A 25,977-nucleotide genomic window follows, 5' to 3' on the forward strand; every position below is an offset into this window, starting at 1 on the left:
TATCAGTTTTCTATATTATCGGCACAAAAGTAAGCATTTTCATTTATATATCATCTAAGAAGCGCACGGAGTTTCACACAGTTTTTCTTTTTTTAGTGACTGAAAGTTCAATAATTATTCATACATTCGCAGAAGAAATAAATTAAGATGATAGAATACATAAAAGGCGGAATTGCCGAACTCAGTCCGGCAACCGCAGTTATTGACTGTAACGGTTTAGGATATGCCGTTAATATTTCACTGAATACATACGCTGCCATCCAAGGCAAAAAAGAATGCAAACTGTATATCTACGAAGCAATCCGCGAAGATGCTTACATCCTTTATGGCTTTGCAGACAAACAGGAACGCGAACTGTTTCTATTACTTATATCCGTATCAGGTATAGGAGGCAACACTGCGCGTATGATATTGTCGGCTCTCTCGCCGGCAGAACTGGTAAACGTCATCAGTACCGAGAATGCCAATCTGCTGAAAACCGTAAAAGGTATCGGACTAAAGACGGCACAACGAGTTATTGTTGATTTAAAAGATAAAATAAAAACAGGAAATATAGCAGCAAATGCTACAGGAACTTTAGGAACTATTATGTCTGCTGCCAATGCCCAAGTACAAGAAGAAGCCATCGCCGCCCTTACAATGTTGGGCTTCGCACAAGCTCCCTCGCAGAAAGTGGTACTTGCCATTTTAAAGGAAGAACCTGACTCTCCTGTAGAACAAGTAATAAAATTAGCCCTAAAAAGGCTATAAAAGCTCATTATACAGCAATATTCTTGTCAATCTTTTATGATTATATATTAAGAAAGGGTATCTTTGCCAAAAAGCAAACAAAATATGGCCACAATTAGTATGAAAGAATGGCTGGGAGCCAACGAGCGCTCTCACGTCTTACCAACCGACAAATGGTATCTCGACTTTGCCAACAAGCTCCTCCCTATTGTCAAACAATCTCCAATGTTCGAAAATGATGATTACCGTGCACTAAGAGATGCCGCCAATTCGATCACCCTATATTTTCAGGATGCTATCGCCCAAAGCGGAGGCTGGAAAACATTCTCTGAGATGTATTTTGAATTATATGGAAACCATCTACCATTCTACTCTTTAACGGACGAATACGTTGTCGATGAAGTTAATCAAGAAGATATTGCTTTTATTTTATGGACTCTAAAATCTCATCCTACCATCTGGGATCGAAATTACGATTTATTCAGCCCTTACGACGAAGATTTATTGAAATTAAGCCAAATTGCCTACGAAATGGTAGATGCCAATTTTGAAGATGCTCCAATCTGTGAAGAGCCTTCATCTTTCCTTTGGGTGATGGGACCCGATTTATTGGAAATGCCTTCAGCCCCCCTTCCCGAAATAACCCCGGAGACACCATTAAAGAAAGATGTCGAACTTTCCTTAGCATATAGCAAAGGCTCCCCATTATTGTATTTTGCCACTTATCAGGAACTCAAAACATTCTTTGTTGAAGTATTGAAATGGGAGGATAAACCGTCTTCTTTACTGCCCGATTTGCAATACAAGAAAGAGTTCGTAGTATATGTCAATGCCAAAGGACTACTCATTGCACATAATGTAGCAGCCTACTTCTGCGACAAACATAATCCGATGTACAATGCCGAACGTGCAGCTGCAGAAGGTTACAAAATATTCTGCCATCCTGAAGTTTGTCCGTTCGACCTGATAAAATATGGTATGCAGAAAGAACTCTTACCCGATTTGCAACTACCTTTCTTCAAAGGTAAAGAGGTATTGCAAAACTATTGGGATTTCATCGCCCGTTATTATTTATGCGAATATTATGAAGGGGAATAAAAGTACAACCGCACGCCCCAAGCCGAGCAACAAACCCAAGTCAACCGGAAAACGGATTGGGAAATCAAAACCGGCAAAGGCAAATAACCAGTTGAATAGAAGGGTGAAATAGTGATTAATCACTATTTCACAGTTCTACAATTTCTTCTCCACACAGCGTCAGTTTTTCCAAACCTTCTGCTGTTACTGCCCAAGAGTTTTCGATACCTACAGGACCAACGCCCGGCAGTACTATCTTCGGTTCTAAGGCAAAGACCATGCCCGGTTCCAGTTCTTGCTTCATACGGGGTGCCAGTACAGGCATTTCGTTAATCTCCAAGCCAATGCCATGTCCTATGAATTTGGCTTTCTGCCCTACTCCCATGAAGTAATCGGCAAAACCGGCTTTGGTCACCATATCGATAGCGGTATTATAAAGTTCCTCACATACTGCTCCCGGTTTCGCTTTGGCGACAATGGCCTCTTGTATTTCCAAACAAGTTTGGTGAGCAGCGTATGCGTTTTCGGGCAACTTACCAATAGAGAATACACGACTCATATCGCCCATATATCCGTTAAAGTTTCCGCCCATATCTACCATAACACTTTGTCCGGCGCGAAGTAAAGTTCCGTTAGCCCCACCGGGTAATGAAGGATCAAGCCCTTCGCCTCCCAAGGCAAAGTCATACGGAGAAGCGGCAGCAGCATTGTCTCCTGACAAAAGGCTACCCATAAAAATTTCCATGCTCTGACCAAATACGCGGAAAATACCCAGACAACCTTCCAAACGCATCAAACGTTCTACCTCAATAGAAAGCTGACGGTCGGTCATTCCAGGCTGATAAACAGCAGGAATCTGTTCGTATGCCTTGGTATGTGCCGCACCCGAACGACGGAGCATGCCTATCTCCACTTCTGTCTTCACACTACGCGCCTGACGGATAAGAGAAGTACCACACGGTACTACTTCGGTCTCCGGAAAGCAAGCAGCCAAGCGATTGTATTCCGTGAAAGATAACTCGTCACCTTCCAGCATCAACTTAACCGGCGCAGGCAAGCCACACTCCTTAATCAACTCCGGTAACTGTTCGGGCTTACGAATAGGATGAACATGTTCCCCTTCAATATTATTAGGGCGCTTTAAAAACAAACGTGCCGGAGCATTCAACGGCAAATATAAATATCCGCTGACAACGCGTCCATACGTATAGATCAAATTTACATTGCAAGTGATAAGAGCGGCATCAATCGATTGTTGAGCCATGAGTACGCGTATCTTATCGCGTCTCCGTTTCAATTCTGGTTGTAACATCCCTTTGCTATTTATAATTTTCGAAATGCAAAGATAGGGAAAAACAGTGATCACTAAACACTAATCACTAAAAAAGTACTGCCCTTTACCTTCGCAGGCGTAGGGCAGCACAAACCACAAATACAAATACAACTAAACAAAGTTTTACTTTTAGATAATTCCCTGACCCATCATAGCGTGAGCAACTTTCATAAAACCGGCAATATTGGCACCTTTCACGTAGTTGATGTAGCCGTCAGGTTCTGTCCCATATTTTACACATTGAGCATGAATTCCGTGCATGATGGCATGGAGTTTTTCGTCCACTTCGGCAGCACTCCAGCTGAGGTGCATGGCATTCTGTGACATTTCCAGTCCACTGGTAGCCACACCGCCGGCATTAACAGCCTTGCCCGGTGCATACATTACTTTATGCTCTATAAAGAGGTCGATTGCTTCGGGTGTACATCCCATGTTAGAGATTTCGCCTACGCAAGTAACCTTATTATTAATAAGTTGTTTAGCATCTTCGCCGTTCAACTCGTTCTGAGTGGCACAAGGAAGAGCAATATCGGCTTTTACTTCCCATGGACGTTTGCCCGCAACGAAAGTAGAGCCCGGGAATTCGTCGGCATACGGAGCTACGATATCGTTGCCCGTTGCACGAAGTTCCAACATATAATCTATCTTTTCGCCACTGATACCATTCGGATCATAGATGTAACCATCGGGACCGGAGATAGTAACTACTTTAGCACCGAGTTCGGTTGCCTTGGTTGCTGCCCCCCATGCCACATTTCCAAAACCGGAGATAGCAACAGTCTTGCCCTTGATATCAATGCCTTTTGTTTCTAACATCTGATGTACGAAGTACAAACCACCGAAACCGGTAGCTTCAGGACGAATCAGAGAACCGCCGAATTCCAAGCCTTTACCTGTGAAAGTACCTGTAAATTCACGAGTCAACTTCTTATACATACCGAACATATAGCCTACTTCACGACCGCCCACACCGATATCGCCGGCAGGTACGTCCATATCCGGACCAAGATGACGCCACAATTCCAGCATGAAAGCCTGGCAGAAGCGCATAACTTCAGCATCACTCTTTCCGCGTGGAGAGAAGTCGGAACCACCCTTGCCACCACCCATTGGTAAGGTAGTCAAAGCATTTTTGAAGGTTTGTTCAAAGCCTAAGAACTTAAGGATTGATAAGTTTACGGATGCATGGAAACGAATACCGCCTTTATACGGGCCGATGGCGTTGTTGAACTGTACACGATAGCCGAGGTTTGTCTGAACATCACCTTTATCATCCACCCAGGTAACACGGAAGGTAAAGATACGATCAGGTTCTACCAATCGCTCTATAATTTTTGCTTTCTCGAACTCAGGATGTTGATTATAGATATCTTCGATAGAAAGAAGAACTTCCTTTACGGCTTGAAGATACTCAGACTCGCCGGGATGCTTTGCCTCTAAAGAGGCCATGATACGTTCGATATTCATAATATTACTTTTTAAAGGTTCTTACCTTGTTGACTAAACGTCATTCGAGCAAAATGTCAGCGAACAACACTGCAAATATAGGAAAACTTTTCAAATCAGCTATATTTTATGGTTATATTTTGATTAAATAATAATAAAACGTCAAAAAGACTAGCTAATAATTTCATATTAACAAGCATCACATTCATCGTATTCTTCATTTCCTACATCAACAATCAGGTATAACGGCTTAAAATTAAATAAAATTTAGAAAGAAAGCAAATTATGCTGGTTTAAAATCTATCTCCCAAAGTTCAGATTCTATCATTTCCCTGTATTTAGATAGTTTTTAAAGCATTTAGGACAGTTATCAAACCTATTTTTGGCAAATAATGGCTAACCTTGCAACACAGAAACCAAAGGTTAACATTACAAATGAGAAAGACACTATTTACCCTATTTCTTCTATCTGCAAGTAGTATCAGTATTTACGGGCAAGTTCGCCTGACGCAGGACGATCAGTTGGAGAAGCAACTGCACGAAAGCGGATTGATACATCAACCCCTCCCCCTGAATACGGCTAATTCTTTTGAAACCAACGGATGGAAGAAAGAGGTTTTAGAAAGCATTCCTCTTACCCAATCGGCAAGTACCGAAGGCTGGAAACATTCCGGTGCTGGCTCAATGTCTTTCAGCACTGAGAAGACGATTTCGGGAAAAGGAAGCATCAAACTACAATTCCCTACATTCACCGGGAAAAGAGCCACCGGATCGCCTTCCGATCCGGACTATGCCACATACGGAAACAGTGGCGTTGCCTATAACTTAAATGGTGCTAATCTGGAAAAGTACAACCGGATTACGTTTTCTATCTATCCCGATTGTGACGGTGCACGCATCGTCAATATGAACCTTACGTTTATAAACGCCGATACGCCTGTCAAGAAAGGCTATAATCAGCCTTCGGGTTCTCATCTTATCAATCTGGTTAATAAAGAGTGGAATCAATGCTTTCTTGAAATCGATGAATACCAACGGGATAAAGTAATGAGTATCAGTTTCAGTACAGCCCTGAAAGGTAAAGACCGAACTACGGGCGATTCTGCCGTCTACTACCTAGATAACCTGGAACTACAGACCGTAAAGAATCCCGAAAACGTAAGTGGCTGGAGTCCTGCCGACGGAAAAATTATCTATTCGACTACGGGATATACCGTGAACAGTCCTAAGACAGCTATTGTAAACACAAACACCTCAACATATAATGATAAGCGTTTTCAGCTATTAGATCCCGCCAGCGGACAAACCGTTTACGAAGGAGAAATAAAAGAGGAAACTACAACCCTCGGTAAATTCGGCCTTCTTGATTTCACTAGTTTCAACCGCCCCGGTGTATATCAGCTGAAAGTAAATGAGTCTCTAACCCCCACCTTCCGAATCGGTGAAAGAATCTGGGAAGATTCGGGATGGAAGGTTCTCAATTTCCTTTTCTGCCAACGTTGTGGATACCCCGTTCCCGGCAAACACGCTACTTGCCATGTGGACCTGATGTCCAAGCATGACGGACGCAGTATCTCCTATGCCGGTGGATGGCACGATGCAGGCGACCTTTCACAACAAACACTTCAGACAGGAGATGTAACCTTCTCCCTGCTCGAAGCTTACAACAAGCTGAAAGATAAGAACCCTGCTCTCGCCGCCCGTCTGCGTGAAGAAGCCGAATGGGGATTGGAATTCGTACTGAAAAACCGCTACGGTGATGGTTACCGTGCCAGCAGTATGGGATTGCTTATTTGGCAAGATGGAGTATTCAATACGTTGGACGACATCTCCTCCGTACGCGTGCAAAACATGGCATTCGACAATTTCCTCTATGCCGGATATGAGGCGTATGCTTCGATGACGTTGACGGGCGACCCGATGTTACAGGAATATCTGCTTAAAACAGCCGAAGAAGATTTCACTTTCGCTATGGATAAATTCAAGAAGGATGGATTCGATAAGTTTATTCAGCCTTACGAGCATAGTTACAACACTTCACGAAGTCAATATATGGCTACAATATCCTGGTCGGCCAGCCAACTTTACCGCTTAACGAAGAAATCTTATTATGCTAATATAGCCGCAGAGTATATTCGTTACACGCTTGAATGCCAACGTACCGAACCACTGAAAGACAAAACCGGAACATGCGGATTCTTCTACCGCGACAAAAACAAACAGTCAATAGTTCATTATATACACCAGTCACGCGAACAGGTTTACATGCAAGCCATGAACTTGCTTTGCGAGACGCAACCGGAACACCCCGATTACCCCCAGTGGGCACGTTCCATACGCCTGTATGGCAACTATCTGAAAGGGCTGATGCACTACACCCGCCCTTACGGAATGTTGCCAAGCGGCGTATATCATGCCGAAGAGTACAAAGACACCACCGGCTTTTATGCTCTCCACCTCTTCCCGCCCACCAATGCGAAGGAGTTGTATACGGAGCAAATTAAAAATGGCGTCAAACTGGACAAAGAGCACTACGTGAAGCGCTTCCCCGTTTGGTTCAACATATTCAACGGTAATACAGCGATCCATCTTTCCACCGGAAAGTCGGCCGCCATCTGTGGAAACTTCCTGAAAGATAAGGAACTACTCGACATCGGTCTGGAACAATTGTACTGGACGGTAGGTAAGAATCCTTTCGGTCAATCCCTGATTTACGGAGAAGGACATAATTATCCGCAACTGAACACTTTCTCTTCCGGAGAGATGACGGGAGAAATGCCCGTAGGTATCCGTACGTTAGGAAATGAGGACATTCCCTATTGGCCTCAAACCAATAATGCTTGTTACAAAGAGGTGTGGGTAACTTCAGCAGGAAAATGGCTATCATTGATTGCCGAATATTAAGTAAGAAACATTTAACTTCATAAAAACATATATGCCATGAGAAACATTAAACTTTATTTTGTTCTGCTATTTACCGCATGTGCATTGCTGGTACATGCACAAGCCCCTGAAGGCTATCCTGCAAACTATGCCCGAGCTCCCCGCTTCAAAGCATTGGTTTATTACACACAACATGCCGAAAAGGCACACGTAGAATTTGCCCAACAAGCTGTAGAATTCATTAAAAAGCTAAATTACGGCGATGGTTTCATTTTAGACATCACCACTGACTTTTCTCAATTTCCATACGAAAAATTGAAAGAATATAATGTCGTTGTCATGCTCAACACTACCCCGAGCAACAAAAATGAACGCGATGCCTTCGAGAAATACATGGAGAATGGCGGAGGCTGGGTAGGTTTCCATGCCGCAGCCTACAATGACAAGAATACCAATTGGCCCTGGCTAGTCAAGTTCCTGGGTGGAGGAGTGTTCTATTGCAACAACTGGCCTCCTCAGCCTGTGTTGGTTGAAGTCGATAAGGCTGAACATCCTGTTACCAAGAATCTGCCTGCATCGTTTGTGGCACCTGCCAGCGAATGGTATCAATGGAATCCGAGTCCGCGCCTGAATAAAGATGTGGAAGTTCTGCTTTCTATTTCTCCCAAGAATTATCCGTTAGGTATCAAGGATGTGGTCAATTTTGGCGATTTCCCCATTGTTTGGACCAACAAAAACTACCGCATGATTTACCTAAATATGGGACACGGTGATGAAGAGTTTATAGACGGAACACAAAATCTCTTGCTCGTGAATGCTTTCCGCTGGGTAGTTAGCCAAGATAAGGCAGGTGATCCGTTCTTAAAATAAAGAAATCAAAAGCTCTATTCCAAAGCAATTTTACTAAAATACATATTAACATTCTCATGGGAAAACTCCCATGAGAATGTTTTTTTTCTACTATTCAGCTTTAGCCTATAAAAAATGAATTCGATATCAAATGACTGATGCATCATATTTTCAGAAATAAGTGAAATAATATCTTGCTAAATTGTGATAATTTATTACTAGTCAAGCAACCAGATGTAATTGTTTGATTATGAGTGTATATAAATAAAGCCTGATTCAGTCGTATGCTTAACCTGATTCAGTCCTATACTGAACCCTATTAAGTATACGACTGAATCAGGTTAAGTATACGACCCAATATTAGCAACCTTCTTTCTGTAAATAATATTATTCCCACTGCATTCAAAGATGAAACACTAAGGAATTTAAACACAAATCCCCGGCATTATCTTCTATAATGCCGGGGATTCACAAAGAAAACTAAATCCTAACCTTATAACCAACCTGGATTTTGAGTCAATCCACCATTCGCCCTATCCATTTCAGATTGGTCAATCGGGAAGTATCTGAACTTCTCTGTCCAACCTTTGTTACCCAAAATCTCTGTACCTTTATCGAAACGAAGGATATCAAACCAACGTTGCATTTCATCCATAAATTCATATCCACGTTCAGCAAAGAGAATATCCAAAATCTCTTGTTTGCTCTTTCCAGCCAAGCTGATGCGATGTTTGTCATCTTTGAAAGCACGGTCTCTGATCTTGTCAAACCAACCCTGAGCCTCTGTACTTACGGTGCCGTTGATGCGTGTATCCAGTTCAACTGCCAGCAGCAATACATCGGCATAGCGATAAATACGCCATGAGTTGAAATGGTTGTTTTCCGGATTTACCGCCGAAGTAGTCTCCTTACGAGGATGGAGTTTATAATGTCCCAATCCTTCGTAATTTTCTTGTTGCGAACTCACGCTGAACACACTTCCCCCAGGCAATTCTCCGTCAGCTACCATTTTGGCAACCTTGGCAGCTTCATCAGCATATACTATCACGGTTCCTTCACGACGGGAGTCACCTGCGGCAAACATCCGGTAAACAGTGCTCGGCATAGTATTCTGTCCGTAGCCTTCCAACAATCCACCTTCTTCCGCACTTCGGGGATCCACAATATTACGTCCACCCAAAGAATGTGCAAGCCCGAATCCTTCACCGGAGTTATTACCGGCGTATGCTACTTCGTAGATAGATTCAGAACCCCATTCACCAGCTTTCAGCCACAGATTCTTATAGTCAGGATTCAGCTGATAATTTCCACTGGTAATGATACCTTTCATATCATTCAGCGCCTGCGGATATTTAGACTCGTCACGATGGAACAAGATGAGCTTGGCACGAAGCAACTTGGCTGCATCACGGCAGATACGTCCTTGCTTGGTAGCGCTACGTTCGGGCAGATACTTGGTGACTTCATCATCCAAATCACTCATTATGAACTCATAGATCTCCTGACGAGTACCTTTAGCTACACTATACATCTCGCTCGCCGCCAAGTAGTGCTTTATGAGCGGGAATTGTTCATAACCCATAAACAAGTAATTGTAGAACATCGCACGATAAAAACGTGCCTCAGCCGAAGTAGCGTTCACAAACTCAGGACTAAGGCTGCAACCAGCCAATTTATCAATCAACAGATTAGCAGCAATGACGCCGTTGAACAAACCGAAGTCCCACTCATTCCACCATGAACCGTAGCCCCATGCACCGAAGCAGGTACCCGGACCATAAGTAAATGTATCCCATTTCGTCTTGTAAGAACCTTCACCGATACCACCACCGGTTTCTGATTCATCACCCAGCAATGAAGAATACGACCATACTTCCGGCATACGGGTTTGCATTTCGTTCATCACGGCATACAAGCCTTTCATCATATCGTCTTCTGTCTTATAGAATTCAGTTTCTGACACTTGAGTTCTCGGATCAACTCCCAAAAAGTCGGAGCAAGCTGTGGATGACAATGCCATCGCACTTAAAGCCATTATTTTTATTATCTTATTCATTGTATCTTAATCTTAGGTTAATTAAAAAGTGATATTCGCACCGATAGTATAAGTACGTGCCTGCGGATATGTACCTCCGTCAAGACCGTTGCGTGTTCCTACTTCAGGATCATAACCGGTATAGTTAGTTATCGTGAACAGATTTTCGCCTTGAACAAAGAAACGCAATCCCTTGATACCTGCCTTCTGCAACAATTGTGACGGAAGACGGTAACCAATCTGAAGCACTTTAAGACGGAGATACGAACCATCTTCTACGAAGAAGTCTGAAATCTGGTAGTTGTTGTTATCACCTTCCACAATACGGGGTACCCAGTTGGAAGTACCTTCACCATGCCAGCGGTTCAGCCAAGATTTATCGTAGTTACCGAAGGTAGCGTTAGAACGACGGTACAGTTTGTAAATATCATTACCAACGCTGCCTTGGAAGAATGCATTGAAGTCGAAGCCTTTCCAATCGGCAGTCAGTGTAAGACCGTAAGTCCAATCCGGATTCGGATCGCCAATCATAGTGCGGTCCTCGCCGTTGATACCATCTTTTCCATCCAGATCCTTGAAACGAATATCACCTGGTTTGGCATCCGGTTGTTTCTTCTTCGTTTCGCCATTGGCATTCACATACGTATAGTTGTCTATTTCCTGTTGATTCTGGAAGATACCATCGTGTATGTAGCCATAGAAGAAACCAAACGGACGTCCATTCTCTCTATAAGTCACCTGACCGCCCATACCGCCGCCGATACCGTCGAGACCAGCCCGGTCGGGTCCTTGATTGGTTACAGTGTTCTTCACATAAGAGGCATTGCCACTGATACCGAAGTTCACATCACCAGCTTTGAAGCGATAAGATGCTTCCAACTCCAAACCTTCATTCTTAACCGTACCTTGGTTGACGGTCATACTGCTGTAACTGGTGTACAAAGGAATCGGCATAGAAAGCAACATATCCTTGGTCTTCTTCACGAAATAGTCGGCGGAGAATGTCAACGCACTATTGAAGAAGCGCAGGTCAAGCCCCAAGTCGGTCTGTTCGGAGGTCTCCCATTTAAGATCGGCATTGGCATAGCCCTTTGGCAACATACCGGTATATACTTTACCATCTATTACGGCATTCTTACCTTGGCTCATCATACTTGTATAGGCAAATGCACCGATACGTTCGTTACCATTCTGCCCCCAGCTGAAACGGATCTTTGCAAAGTCAAACCAAGACGGTTTGTTAGCCATAAACTCCTCGCGTGTCAGTACCCATCCTACTGATACCGACGGGAATGTAGCATATTGATGAGAGCGACCGAAGTTCGATGAACCGTCACGACGTACGACTGCTTCCAGCAAATACTTCTCGTCATAGTTGTAATTGATACGTCCAAATACAGAGGCAATACGATGATCTTCGGCTCCACCCCACACTTTTGATTGTTCTTCGGGAGCAGTAGCAGTATCAATATATCCTTTGTCAATGTCTACTATCAAGAGGTTATAGTCTTCTGCTTCCAAATTGGAATAATGGTAGGAAGACATACTCGTACCTAGCAAAGCACCTACATTATGACGTCCGAAGGACTTGTTATAAGAAAGGACGTTTTCCCATTGCCAGTAAGAAGATTCACGCTTCTTGTCTTCTACTTTAGAAGTAGAGTTCTTGCTGGTGGCATTCAGTTCATAAACCGGAGTAACATTCTTAATAGAGTTGAATACCCATTCGGCTCCGTAGGTAGTCTTGAACTTCAAGCCCGGTAGCAGGTCTACATCTAAATTAAAGTTTGCACCAAAGTTTTGGGGCATCGTTCTTTGGTTATGATTCACCTGAATGGCAGCCAACGGATTGGTGATTTCGCGCATCTCAATGATGTTATAGGACTGACCATTGGGGGCAATCACACGATTAGGATAAGTAATGTCGTACTCAGCCAGTTTAGTAGGGTCAGTCTGATAAACAGGCTCTGTAGGAGGCAGCATGTTCATAGAAGAAATAATACCTGAAGATTCGCTATTATTAATGGTATTACCCGTTTGGATAGTCTTTGAGTAACTTGCAATAGCACCGAAGCTGATTTTATTTAACCAGTTGCGTGACTTTGTATCGAGCAATACATTATTATAATTCAAACGTACGTTATAGCGTTCGTAGTCAGAATGTCCTTTGGCAAAAATACCCTCCTGCTTCAGATAACCAAAAGAAGCATAGTAAGTAGAATTCTCACTACCACCACTCAAAGATACTTTGTGATTAGTGATAGGTGCATTCTTGTTTTGAAGTTCTTTCTGCCAGTCTGTGTTCACATTAGAAGTTGTTGGGAAGTAAGGGTCTTTATTTGAATTCTTCGCCATTTCGTTCATCAACATCTGATAATCCGAACTACCCAACAAATCGATCTTCTTGGATGGGTTCTGAATACCGTATGTAAACTCATAGTTCAAGGTTGCTTTACCCTTAACACCTTTCTTAGTAGTAATCAATATTACACCGTTAGCACCACGAGCACCATAGATAGCAGCAGAAGCGGCATCTTTCAATACTTCAATAGACTCGATGTCCGAAGGGTTCAGATGATTGATGCCACTCTCCGAAGGCATACCATCGACAATGTAAAGCGGATTGGCATCGTTCACCGTACCTGTACCACGAATACGGATTTTAGATTCCGCACCCGGTTGACCCGAGTTAGAGATGATCTGTACACCCGAAACCTTGCCTTTCATAGCATTCTGAATGTTTGTAGGATTTCCTCTGTCTAGTTCTTCGCTGGTAACACGGCTCACAGCAGAAGAAAGTACACTCTTCTTTTGTACACCATAACCAACTACGATCACTTCGTCCAACAATTCGGAAGAATCAGCAAAACGAACTTTCAGGTTAGTATCACCAGCCGTAAGTTTATGTTCTACATTCTCGTAACCGATAAAGGAGAAGACGAGCACATCACCTACAGAAGCTTTCAGACTAAAACGTCCGTCAACATCAGTCACAGTACCTATAGCCGGATTAGATTTTACTGATACATTAGCACCGGGGACCGTTTCATTCGTAGGATCATATACGACTCCTTGTACATTAATTTGTTGGGCAAACAGCTGCAAGGAACATAAGATAGCGCAAAGCAGCATTAGGATTTTCTTTCGTTTCATAAATAGTAGTATTAGTTGATAAATTAAGGGTTATTTCTCTAATTGAATTCTTGTTAATGAATAGTCATTTAAAATATATGCATAGGCCAAAGATTAATTAAGTATTAATAATCGTGTAACTTTTCAATAAGCGAAAATAGGTATTCCATAGAAGAACAATGTCGAATATTTCTCATAAGAGGTTCATTTCCTATCATTCAAATCAAAAAGGTTTTATTTTAAACTTAAGGTGATAAATTTTAAACCTATCAAAAAAAAGCGGCTACACTGGTGTGTAACCGCTATATACCTAATTAGCAAATCAGAGACTTTAGTACTATTTATCCAAAGTCCAATTTATGGCATTTCTGAACATAGTCGTAAATTCCTTCGTATCATACAGCCTCTTACTGTGTCCCATTTGGAAGTAAACATTACGTGCTTTCTTATCCTTATTAACCCAAACCACAGGATGGTCACCCATCTTGATATCCGATGCAGGAGTATAAGTTGATTCATCTACTCTAGCCAGCACTTGTACATTCGGACGGGGATTCTTATCGTATGTATACCACTCGTCATCAGGAACGACAAACGAAGAAGGTACGCCTTTCATTACAGGATGCTTTTTATTTTCTATGATAACCGTACCATCTGCCAGCGGAGCTATGTAACCTTTGAACCGGATACCGCCCATAAAGTCGGAGAACCAAGGCCACATCTGATAACCATCAAACTCACCCAGCAATGTGGCATGATGGAAACCAATCCAGCCCCCTTTACCTTTTTCTATATAGTTAATGAAAGCATTTTCCGCTTCCTTTGGCCACGTATATGGCGGAAAGTCCAGTTGGATAATCAGGCTGAACTGTGACAAATAAGCCTCTGTAATGGGAGTTGCATTATTAATCTCCGTAATACTGAAATTCAGGTTTCTACCTTCATCTGCCAACCATTTCATTCCGGCATCGGTAAATCCGCCATGTTGTCCACCTCTTTCGGTCAATACAAGTACTTTCGTCTTATTTGGCTTGCCTAATAAGACTTCAGCCACTGTGCGACGCAAATCACCTTTTTCGTTGTCACCGCTGTAATCCCAATACATACCTCCTAGCAAATCTCTGTTTACGATATACTGGCATTTAATTGCCAACGAACGAGGATTCTCAAATCCAAAGACAAGTGTATCATTCTTATTCACCAAATAGGGCACTTGTGCTACATCATCCCACTTTTCTGTAAAGTCTTTACTGGTATTCCCCACTTTATTAAAATCTTGAAAGCTGGGATAGTTAGCACCGCCACGACCATAGAACGGCATCCCCATCACTAACTTAGAAGGAGGTACACCAGCTTTCAGATGGGCATTTACAGCTTGGTCCGAAGTAATATCTCCACTATTTGCCGAAGGATACAGTGCAGAATGATGTTTCGGGGCATTTGCCATATCGTATGCCATAATATTCACAAAGTCAATATAAGGAAGTATAGCTTTAAAATCAATGTATTGCGCAGAAGCGGCAGTAGCCAGTGTCAGTTCCTTCTTATCACCTATCGCTGCTCTGATATCACGCATCAAAAGTGTGAAGTTCTTCGTATCATCGGGCGAAGAAGATATCTTTGCCACAGAACTGGTAGGATATTCCCAATCGATATCTATACCATCCAAACCAAACTCTTTCACTACGCGTTCGCAGTCTTTGGCAAATGCCAACCTATTCTCATCGCTGGCAGCCATTTCGCTGAAACGTCCACTTTCCCAACCACCGATAGAAAGCAGTACTTTCAATTCGTGTTTCTGCTTCTTTAAGGCTACAATTTGTTTCAATCGTTCTTCATTGTCAATTCTGACGCCATTAAAAGTATCGTTTACATGACCGAAAGCATAGTTGATATGTGTCATGTATTGAGGTTCGGGTATAACGTCACTCCAAGAAGTAACGTATGCAACTATCACTTTTGAGTCGAAAGGTTTCGCAACATTTTCTCCCGACTTAGCACTACCATTCGAAGCTAATACAGCCAGGATGGTGACCAAAATCAATTTAAGTTTTTTCATAAGCATTCTATTTAATCAGCAGTTTGACGAACTCGTGAACCTATCAAGGCATAATATAGCATAAATACTTCACCAAAAATTACAATAAACCAAGACCATCTCCAACCTCCGAGCACATCAGCAAGTACACCTTGCAATAAAGGCAAGATAGCGCCGCCTACTACTCCAATCATAAACACACCGGATGCAACCGAAGTATATTTCCCTAAATGTGCTACAGATAGGGTAAATATGGCACCCCACATAATAGAATGGAACAATCCTACTGCAGTTAGCAACCACGGATTATTCAAAAGAATAGCCAAAACGGCAAGTATTCCCGCTAATATGGTGGTAACCATAAGCTGTACACGGGGAGAAATCTTGCTCAAGGAGCTACCAACTAATCGACCTACAAGCATGCCACCCCAATATAAGGTAGCCATCAATGCCGGTGAAGCATAATTCATTTCTATAGCGTATAGGTTTATATTGGCACCTATACAGACTTCAACTCCTACATAAAAGAAAATAGCTACTACTCCTAAAGTAAGGTGGCTGAATGACCAGACACTTTTTTCAAGCTTCTCTCCTTTCTCAACTCTGGTTCCTTGTATATCGGGCAAAGATAGCTTCATTAATATTAAAACAATCAAAGATATGACTACCATTAACACAAAAAATGGAATCATCAGTTGATCGATTTGAATATCTTCCATTGCTAAACCTCCAAAAACAACGCCTGTTACAAAATAAGGAGCAAGGGTAGTTCCTACAGAATTGGCAGAACCACCGATTGCCAAGCGTTGAATGGACTGTGTCCCTTTCACATGGCATGCCGTAAGATAAGGGTTAATAACAACCTGCAAAATAGTAGCAGATGCTCCAACCACAAATGAACCTAAAAGAAATATCAAAAAGCCACCGGGAATTACATTTTCACCTACATGCCAATTGGCTCCGGGAAAGTGCACGGTAAAGTAGGAAGAAGCAAAGAATAATCCTAATCCGACTATCATTACCAGCAGTCCACGCATCAACGTACCCTTGTAACCATGTTTGCTGATCCAAGATGAACCAACTCCTCCACAGACCGGATAAGCCAGAAACCATGAAAAGGTAATTAAAGTAGCAAATGTATTTTTCAATCCCCCCACTTCTGCAAGGAATGTTTCTTTCAGAGGACCTTGAAACTGAGTATTGGCAGTAGTAAGGAAACCGACAATAAAGAATAGGAATACCATTGTTATAAATGGTCCCATATAGTTTATTTGTTTTTCTTGTTGTGTCATGATAATTAATTTAAAGTATTTAGATATTAACTAATGTTTTTACGCACGTAAACTGCTTTAGGAGGCAGATAATGTTCCCCGGTGCCGAGCCATGCGTTCCTCGGTGTCGAACAATGTGTTCCTCGGTGTCGAGCCCAATGTTCCTCGGTGTCGGAAAATTCCCCCATTCTTTACTAACTACTGATATTTTGCAATTGTAAAGAATTTAATAGGAGCAGGAAAGTTTGGAAGCAGCTGCGTTATCAAACAGAAACTCGCAATTCGGATGAAGTTGCAAGATAGAAGCAGGAATGTCTGTTGTCACAGGTCCTTCGAGCATTTCTTTAACTATATCCGCCTTGTTTGCACCTTTGGCTACCAATACAATCTTGCGGGCTTGCATGATGTTCTTTATTCCTAGGGTAGCACCACCCAACTCCTTATCCGCAGGCGTGTTTGTCTCTCTACGGATACGTGTTTCTAATTCAACATTCATTTTGGTTACCCAAGCTTCTCCTTCAAAAGGAGATTGAGGCTGGTTGAAACCTAAGTGTCCGTTCTCTCCCAATCCCAGAATCAGCAGGTCAATACCTCCACGGTTGGCAATCTCTTGCTGAAAGTCCTTACAAGCTTTGTCAAAGTCATCGGAGACAGTAGGCAGCATCAAGAAGTTTTCTTCTTTAATACCCAGGCTATCCATTAATTCGGTTTTAAGCATCGTATAGCATGCTCCTACATATTCACGCGGTACGTTGGTTACTTCATCAAGTCCGAAGAAGGTAGTAGATGCAACATTAAATGGATATTCCGAATAGATTTTTCCAATCAAACGGTGCAAGTTTCCTGTAGTACGTCCGGTTGAAAGACCGATAACACTTTCGGGCTTATTCAATATTTCGCCAATAATACGCCAAGCAGCAGTACAATCGAATTCTCTCTCGCTATTTGCGACGGTTATTTTCATACTATATATAAGGTATTAAGATTACTGTTTTACATATTCATGGCTACTGCACCTGCACCCAACAAACCAATAAAACCGGGGTTCAGTTTTGTAATAACTACTCCGTTGCTCACAAATCGCATAGTAGTGGGATGAAGCTTTTCCAAAATCTTTTCGTGCATATAGCCATCGGCTACGATACCACCGCCCAGTACTACTGTATCAGGATCAATTACACGCACCAAGTTCATTATAAGATTAGCAATAGCTTCAGCAGCATTATCTACCAGAACTTTACAAAGTGGATCGCCCTTCTGACTAAGCGTAAATACTTCGCTGACAAGCACCCGTTCTCCCTTTTCTGCAGGTATATGCAAGTTCGTTTCATATTGATTACGCAACAAACGTGCACAGTTATCAAATCCGATACCTGCTGCAATAGCTTCTACGCAATCCATTCTTCCACATCCACACTTGATACCGATATTCACGCCTACACGTACATGCCCTACTTCACCGGCATTAAAATGACTTCCTCGTATCTGTCTGCCATTTATTACCGTACCTACCGCAATACCGGTACCTACATTTACGTAGATGAAATTCTTGGAGATCTGTCCGAAGCCCCAAACGCGCTCGGCTCTTGTAGCACTCTTTACATCATTATCAATATGGCAAGGAATATCGTATATCTCTGATAATTCCTTTGCCAATGCTATCGGTTGTGTACGACTAGGATCAATTTGCAACCAGATACCTTTATTAGGATCGACACGGCCTATCAAACCGACACCCATTCCTAATGGTTTCTTGTCATACCAACCTACAGTTCTGATATAATCATCAAGTGATGATTTAATAATTTCCAGTGCGGCCTGCTGATTAAAGTAACCGGAATCATATTTCTTATATTTCAAAATATTACCGTTACTATCTACCTCGCCAATCAAGAGCTTGGTACCACCTAAATCAAGAGCTAAATAAGTTTCCATTTTATATGCGTTTTTTAATATTGTTTTCTGTTCACAATATTACGCACTATCAAGGAAACAAGGGTTTATTTTTTAACAAAAAAGGTTCGATACTTGTCCGCAAGAGTCGAAAAGCTGTTTTTATAGCTTTAAATTTTGCTCGGACTAATATTAAACTGCTTTTTAAAGCATGTACTGAAATATTTAGGATCAGCAAAACCAACCATACCTGCTACATCGGCAATCGAATATTTCCGTGAAGCCAACAATTCTTTTGCCTTGTTCAGACGTACAATTCTGATAAAATCATTAGGTCCTTGACCGGTCAATGTCTTCATCTTATTAAAAACAGAAGTACGGCTCATACCCAACTTTCGGCAGAAATCATTGATAGAAAGTTCTGAATTAGCTAATTCATCATTAACTACCTCCATTACTTTATCTAAAAACTCTTTATCCAGTTGACTGGTATAATCAATCTCTTCTGGTTGGGACTCCATAGATAAGACGGTATCACGTAACCGTTGCCTGTTTTGAAGAATGTTCCGTATTCGCACCTTCAATACTGACAAATCAAAAGGTTTGATAATATAGTCATTTGCGCCGGCTTGCAACCCGAAGATTATATTCTCCCGCTCACTAAGTGCAGTAAGCAAAATAATCGGGATATGACTCGTATCTACCGAAGACTTCAAGATGCGGCATAGCTCATCCCCTTCCAATACCGGCATGACTATATCTGAGATGATAAGATCCGGATTAATTTCTCTCGCCATTTCCAAAGCTTTTCCTCCATCGGGCACACCTATTACTTTATATTCAGAAGAGAGACTATTCACCAGATATTCCCGCATATCAGGATCATCCTCTGCCAACAAAAGTACATTTTTACCAGCATCTTCGGAGTGTTCAAATGCAGCGTCAGTAGAGATTTGTGCCTCCTGGTTATCTTCTTGTTGTTCAACAACTACACTCGATTTTATCTTTTGTGGAAAAACAACTGTAAAAGTAGTGCCCTTTCCCTCTACGCTACTGAACGAAATACTACCATGATGTTGTTTAACAATCCGGCGGGTTATCATCAATCCAATACCTGAACCGGTCTCTTCATAATTCATCGCATTTTGTGCGCGATAATATTCATGGAAAATATTACTTTGTTCTTCTTCAGGGATACCGATACCCGTATCTCTTACTTCGATTGCCCACTTTTTCTTATTTGTTTTTACAAGAATGTGTATGATCCCCTTCTCCGTATATTTCAATGCGTTAGAAAGTAGGTTATCAATGATATGATCCATTTTTTCCCTGTCAATCCATACTTTAGGCATATCCGGCTCAACTTCCAGTTGCATCTCTACGCCTTTTTGCATAGCCGCCAGATGAAACTCTGCTATTTTCTCCTCCAGATAGTTTTTAATATCATATTGAGATACTTTCAGATATTCGGCATGTAGCTCTGCTTTCTGCAAATCCAGCAATTGGGTAACCATAGTCAGTAGTTTCTCTACATTCTTCACAGCCACTCCAACCGTTCGCTTACTGTTTTCCGGGAGTCCTTCCTGTACTTCCAGTTCACTCAAAGGAGCCTTTATCAGAGTAATAGGAGTACGTATATCATGGGCTATACTGATAAACGAACGTATCTTCTCTTTTATCTTGTCTTCATTAGCTTTATGCTTTCTATATTGTATAAACATATAGATAAAAACAGACAAAAAGACGAAATAAATTAACAATGCCCACCACGATATCCAATACGGAGCATTTACAATGATCTCCAAATCGCGCTCTCCTATCTGCTGCCCGGTATATTTATCAAAAGCACGTAAACGGAAAGTATACTTACCGGGAGAAAGGTTCATATAATTCACACTCTGCACTGAATTAGAATGTTCCCATTGCTCATTATAGTTCGTCAACATATACTCATACCTGATACGGTGGGGAGCTATAAAATTAATGGCAGAAAAAGATATGGAGAATGAATTTTGGTTGTATTTTAGTTTCAACTTCTGTGTATCATTGATATTGGTCTTCAGCAAAGAACCTTTCATACCAGCTTTTACGGATTCGTAAAGTAACTTGAAATCAGTTAATATCAAATGAATAGGAGCATGTTGATTGAAGTCCAACGAAGGAGAAAAAGTGATAATACCTTCTGCCGTACCAAAAGCCAAAGATCCATTTGCCAGCTTCAAAGCAGCATTAGGATTATAGAATCCCCATGTTATATCCAAAAAGTCATTGGCGCTTACTAAAATATCTCTCGAGGAATCTAAATAATAAAGCTCTTTCTCCGTACTTACCCAAATATGTCCGGCATTATCTTCCAATAAGCTGTTCACTGAATTAGACGCTAGCCCATCACTTGTGGTATAAACACGAGTTTGTTTTTTAACCGAGTTAAAGCGGATAAGCCCTTCACCATCTGTAGCCATCCAAATATCTCCGGACGAAGCTTGCAAAAGACAACGAATAGGATAATGCAAAGTAAAACTACCAAACTGTTGATGCCATTGTGTTTTCCCGGTCACTTTATCAAATATCGCCAATCCATCGCAACCGGCAAGTAGTAATGTACTTTTATCTCCCGCTTTGATATCTCCAACACAATCAATAGGATAATAGGCATAAGTATCAGTCTGCATATTATAGCGCGTAAACTCTCCTTCTATACCTCCAAACCAAAGATTATCCCCCTCGGCATAAATAGCGTAAATGTAATCTGTAGCTACACCTTTATCCGATTGCGCAGATCTTTTCGCTATTTTCTGTACACTACCGGTCTTCTTATTGATACGATAAAGTCCAATTCCATAGCCTCCTACCCAGACACTTCCTTTAGAATCTTCAGCAAGAGCCAATACCACCTTCCCACTATGGCCTGCATCGTCAAGAAAATGTGTCCACTTATTCTGTTTGGATTGATAAAGGCTGATACCATTATTAGTGCCATACCAACAATCGCCTTCAGAATCCTGATAGATGACATTTATATGATCTGATTTTAAAGAATTAGTATTATTCCGTTCATGCTTGATTCTTCTGATATCAGGCATATTCGGGTCCAGATAACTTATACCATTAGTAGATGTACTGATCCAAATACCGTTATGTTCATCTACACAGATGTCGGAGACGGTATTGCCGTTCAAGCTACGCTCATCATCTTCGTCAGTCATATAATGATGTAACAACTGCTCAGCTTTACCATCAATTTGTAAAACTCCGGCACCATCCGCACCTATCAATAAGGTATTATCGTGTGTTTTCTCAAATGTACGGATAGGAACATGAGGAACAAATGCATCTAATGATCGAATTTGACCAGTTGATCTGTCAATGACATAAACTCCGTCAGAGAAAGTACCAACAAACAGCTTATCGGCAAATTCATACAGCGCTTCAATATGCATCTCCATCGGGAGCCGAATAGCTTTCTCGGTAAAAGAGTTACTTGTTGTATTTCTATTTAATTGAAAGACACCCTTATTCGTTCCGGCAAAATACGTTGTTTTATCTGCTTGAATAAGGCAGGTTACAGTCCGGTCTTTAAGTCCGGCAAAAGTCAACCCGATTTTTTCTTCCCAACTATATATTCCGGTTGACATACAAATCCAAAGATGATTGTCATCATCCAATAAAATATTGTAAATAACGGCAGATGGAGTGGAAACAGATAAATCAATACGCAACAAGAATGAATCTGTTTTATAATCGTATGTATAAATCTTCCCATTCTTTAATGCAATCCAAAGATTACCCAACTTATCGCAAGTCATTATCGTAGAAGATAAAATATGATCTTTAGATTCAACCGTATCATCCAGCCGATAATGCTTTATTTCATTTCCATCATAACGGTCAATACCGAAATGAGTGTAAGCCCATATAAAACCTACGGAGTCTTTATTTATCTGAAATACTTGTCGGCTGCTCAATCCTTCTCTTAAACTCAGTGAGCGAAAAGAACCTGCAAACGAATTCAGGCACTGAAGAAAAAGCAACAAGTAAATTAAAATATATTTTGTCATAATTGGGATTTATCTGCAAGTTTCAATACTGGCACAAGTTTCATGCATGCAATATTACACACAAATATAAAAAAAGTGGTCGAAAAAATATCCGAATAGGTTTGATTTCTATTACTTTTGCTACCAGAATCAACAAATCAGGAGAAGCAATGCTCAGCAAGTATAAATTAAATCAGCTCTATTTCAAGGATACACAGTTCGCCAACCTCATGACGCGACGCATTTTTAACGTGCTCTTGATAGCGAATCCTTACGATGCCTTCATGCTCGAAGATGATGGTCGTATTGATGAAAAGATATTCAACGAATACACTTCTCTTTCTCTACGTTATCCTCCCCGTTTCGCTCAGGTTTCAACCTGTGAGGAAGCATTAGCGCAACTATCCGCCATGCCCTATGACCTTATTATCTGCATGCCGGGAACAGGAGACAATGAAGGTTTTGATGTAGCGCGAAATATTAAAAGCCAATACGAGCACATTCCCATGGTGATATTGACTCCTTTCAGCCACGGCATTACCAAACGGATAGCTAATGAAGATCTAAGTCCTTTTGAATATGTATTTTGTTGGTTGGGAAATACCGATTTATTGCTTTCCATCATCAAGTTGATAGAGGACAAGATGAATCTGGAACATGATGTCAACGAAGTGGGTGTACAACTTATATTGTTGGTAGAAGATGGTATTCGATTCTATTCTTCCATCCTCCCGAATCTCTATAAATTTGTGTTGAAGCAAAGCCAGGAATTCTCTACGGAAGCGTTGAATGCACATCAGCGTACACTTCGTATGAGAGGTCGTCCTAAAATTGTGCTGGCACGTACATATGAAGAAGCCATCAATATCTACGAGAAATACAAGAATAATATATTAGGTGTCATTACCGATGTCCGCTTTCCACGAGTGGAACGTGGAGAAAAAGATGGATTAGCAGGAATCAAGCTATGTGCAGCCATACGTAAAGAAGATCCGTTTGTGCCTCTTATTATTCAGTCTTCCGAGTCGGATAACGTAGCGTATGCAGCTAAATACGATGCTGCTTTTATCGACAAGAACTCCAAGAAGATGGATGTGGATTTGCGGCGTATCGTATCTGATAACTTTGGATTCGGTGATTTCATCTTCCGCAATCCTAACACCTTAGAAGAGATTGCCCGCGTAAAGAACCTGAAAGAATTGCAGAATATTCTTTTTGCCGTACCGGCAGAATCATTCCTTTACCATATTAGCCGCAATCACGTAAGCCGCTGGTTATATTCACGTGCCATGTTCCCGGTAGCTGAGTTCCTAAAACCCATCACCTGGAACAGTTTACAGGATGTGGATGCTCATCGGAGGATTATCTTCGAGGCTATCGTGAAGTATCGTAAGATGAAAAATCAAGGTGTGGTAGCAGTATTCAAGCGCGATCGCTTTGACCGCTACTCCAACTTTGCCCGTATCGGCGATGGCTCGTTAGGAGGAAAAGGCCGTGGCCTAGCATTTATTGATAATATGGTAAAACACCATCCCGAATTTGACGAGTTTGAGAATGCCCGTGTTGCCATTCCTAAGACCGTGGTGCTTTGTACAGATGTATTCGATGAGTTCATGGATACTAATAACCTGTATCAGATTGCTCTTTCGGATGCAGATGATGATATTATCCTGCGATATTTTCTAAAAGCCAAGCTACCAGACAGTCTGGTGGAGGACTTCTTCACTTTCTTCGATGTAGTGAAGTCTCCTATCGCCATCCGTTCGTCATCTTTATTAGAAGACTCGCACTACCAACCATTTGCCGGCATATATAACACCTATATGATTCCGTATCTGGATGACAAATACGAAATGCTGCGTATGCTTAGCGACGCCATCAAAGGTGTATACGCTTCGGTCTTTTTCCGGGATTCTAAAGCATATATGCAAGCTACCAGCAATGTCATAGACCAAGAGAAGATGGCAGTTATCCTGCAAGAAGTAGTCGGCAACCAATATGGCGACCGCTACTATCCGTCTATGTCCGGCGTAGCACGTTCGCTGAACTATTATCCTCTTGGCGATGAGAAAGCTGAAGAAGGTATTGTAAACCTGGCTCTAGGCTTAGGCAAATACATTGTGGATGGCGGAATGACTCTTCGATTCTCTCCCTATCACCCGAATCAGATTTTGCAAACCAGCGAATTGGATATTGCACTTAAAGAAACGCAAACTCGTTTCTATGCCCTTGATTTAAGGAATGTAGGACAGGATTTTTCCATCGATGATGGTTTTAACCTATTAAAACTTCACGTCAAAGAGGCGGAAAAAGACGGTTCTTTAAACTATATAGCTTCTACATACGATCCATACGATCAGGTTATCCGAGATGGTTTATATCCGGGAGGTCGTAAAGTTATCACGTTTGCTAATATCCTACAGCACGATGTATTCCCATTATCCAAGATTTTGCAATTAGTATTGAAATACGGACAACAAGAGATGCGTCGTCCCATAGAAATAGAGTTTGCTGCTACCATGAGTCGGGAGAAAGATAAGACAGGCACTTTCTATTTACTGCAAATTCGTCCTATTGTCGACACCAAAGAAATGTTGGACGAAGATCTTACCACTATTCCTGACGAGAAGCTTTTGCTACGTTCTAACAACTCATTAGGACATGGCATCATGAACGATATTCACGATATTATCTACGTAAAAACAGATGATTACAGTGCTTCCCACAATCAAGATATTGCTTGGGAGATTGAAAAGTTGAACCAACAATTTCTGAATGAAGGAAAGAATTACGTATTAGTCGGTCCCGGACGTTGGGGAAGTAGCGACACATGGTTAGGTATCCCTGTGAAATGGCCGCATATCAGTGCCGCCCGTGTTATTGTAGAAGCCGGATTAACCAATTATCGTGTCGATCCCAGCCAAGGAACTCATTTCTTCCAGAACCTAACATCTTTTGGTGTAGGCTACTTTACAATCAATGCTTTTATGAATGATGGAGTGTATAATCAGGAATTTCTAAATACTCAACCTGCTGTCCATGAAACTAAATATCTGCGTCATGTACACTTCAATCAGCCTATTGTTGTGAAGATGGACGGAAAGAAAAAACAGGGAGTGGTTTTATTACCTGAACCATAAAGAAACAGTTAATATAATACAAAACAGATACTTAAAGCATATTCTTTTTTTGTTTAAAATGGGACTATTTATGTCCCATTTTTCATTTATGGCAATAAACAGCATAGAATATAC

General features: G+C 41.5%; 14 protein-coding genes. 5 read left to right on the forward strand and 9 right to left on the reverse strand.

Translation table 11 applies throughout. The features are described 5' to 3' along the window. Positions 1–147 precede the first annotated feature (147 nt). Both ruvA and Q1W14_RS07875 read left to right on the forward strand, forming a co-directional pair. On the forward strand, positions 148–750 hold the full coding sequence (ruvA, locus tag Q1W14_RS07870; protein WP_300700455.1) for a Holliday junction branch migration protein RuvA: 603 nt from the start codon (positions 148–150) through the stop codon (positions 748–750). Between the two features lie 84 nt (positions 751–834). Continuing rightward, entirely contained in the window at positions 835–1,827 is a 993-nt protein-coding gene (locus tag Q1W14_RS07875) for a DUF3843 family protein (RefSeq protein ID WP_300700456.1), read from the forward strand. Between the two features lie 127 nt (positions 1,828–1,954). Here Q1W14_RS07875 and Q1W14_RS07880 read toward each other — a convergent pair whose 3' ends face one another. After that, entirely contained in the window at positions 1,955–3,118 is a 1,164-nt protein-coding gene (locus Q1W14_RS07880) for a Xaa-Pro peptidase family protein (RefSeq protein ID WP_300700457.1), read from the reverse strand. 150 nt (positions 3,119–3,268) lie between these two features. After that, positions 3,269–4,606, reverse strand: coding sequence for an NADP-specific glutamate dehydrogenase (gdhA, locus tag Q1W14_RS07885; RefSeq protein WP_300700458.1), 1,338 nt, complete (start codon positions 4,604–4,606; stop codon positions 3,269–3,271). 414 nt (positions 4,607–5,020) lie between these two features. On the opposite strand from gdhA, the gene Q1W14_RS07890 reads away from it, so the two are divergent. After that, entirely contained in the window at positions 5,021–7,489 is a 2,469-nt protein-coding gene (locus tag Q1W14_RS07890; protein WP_300700459.1) for a glycoside hydrolase family 9 protein, read from the forward strand. 36 nt (positions 7,490–7,525) lie between these two features. Continuing rightward, a complete protein-coding gene (locus Q1W14_RS07895; RefSeq protein WP_300700461.1) occupies positions 7,526–8,338 on the forward strand; it encodes a ThuA domain-containing protein in 813 nt (270 codons plus the stop codon). A gap of 472 nt (positions 8,339–8,810) precedes the next feature. Here the strand turns inward: Q1W14_RS07895 and Q1W14_RS07900 are convergent, their stop codons facing one another. From Q1W14_RS07900 to Q1W14_RS07930, 7 genes are all read right to left on the reverse strand, one after another. Then, on the reverse strand, positions 8,811–10,373 hold the full coding sequence (locus tag Q1W14_RS07900) for a RagB/SusD family nutrient uptake outer membrane protein (protein WP_300700463.1): 1,563 nt from the start codon (positions 10,371–10,373) through the stop codon (positions 8,811–8,813). Between the two features lie 21 nt (positions 10,374–10,394). Next, complete coding sequence (locus Q1W14_RS07905; protein ID WP_300700465.1) at positions 10,395–13,505, reverse strand: TonB-dependent receptor; 3,111 nt, start codon at positions 13,503–13,505, stop codon at positions 10,395–10,397. A gap of 316 nt (positions 13,506–13,821) precedes the next feature. Beyond that, positions 13,822–15,543: a glycosyl hydrolase family 18 protein gene (locus Q1W14_RS07910; protein WP_300700466.1), complete on the reverse strand. Its 1,722-nt coding sequence runs from the start codon at positions 15,541–15,543 to the stop codon at positions 13,822–13,824. 11 nt (positions 15,544–15,554) lie between these two features. Continuing rightward, positions 15,555–16,814, reverse strand: a complete 1,260-nt coding sequence (locus tag Q1W14_RS07915; protein ID WP_300700468.1) for an MFS transporter — start codon at positions 16,812–16,814, stop codon at positions 15,555–15,557. 205 nt (positions 16,815–17,019) lie between these two features. After that, positions 17,020–17,757 carry a 6-phosphogluconolactonase gene (locus tag Q1W14_RS07920; protein WP_300700469.1) on the reverse strand — a complete coding sequence of 246 codons (738 nt, stop codon included), beginning with the start codon at positions 17,755–17,757 and terminating at the stop codon, positions 17,020–17,022. Between the two features lie 29 nt (positions 17,758–17,786). Further along, the gene (locus Q1W14_RS07925; protein WP_300700471.1) at positions 17,787–18,728 is read right to left on the reverse strand and encodes an ROK family protein; all 942 of its coding nucleotides are present in this window, start codon (positions 18,726–18,728) and stop codon (positions 17,787–17,789) included. Between the two features lie 128 nt (positions 18,729–18,856). Then, positions 18,857–22,744: a hybrid sensor histidine kinase/response regulator transcription factor gene (locus tag Q1W14_RS07930; RefSeq protein ID WP_300700473.1), complete on the reverse strand. Its 3,888-nt coding sequence runs from the start codon at positions 22,742–22,744 to the stop codon at positions 18,857–18,859. A gap of 149 nt (positions 22,745–22,893) precedes the next feature. Between Q1W14_RS07930 and Q1W14_RS07935 the strand changes: the two genes are divergently transcribed. Then, positions 22,894–25,863 (forward strand): PEP/pyruvate-binding domain-containing protein, encoded by a 2,970-nt coding sequence (locus Q1W14_RS07935; RefSeq protein WP_300700474.1) that lies wholly within the window; start codon positions 22,894–22,896, stop codon positions 25,861–25,863. Positions 25,864–25,977 lie beyond the last annotated feature (114 nt).

Source organism: Bacteroides sp. (assembly GCF_030151085.1).
Lineage (GTDB): Bacteria > Bacteroidota > Bacteroidia > Bacteroidales > Bacteroidaceae > Bacteroides.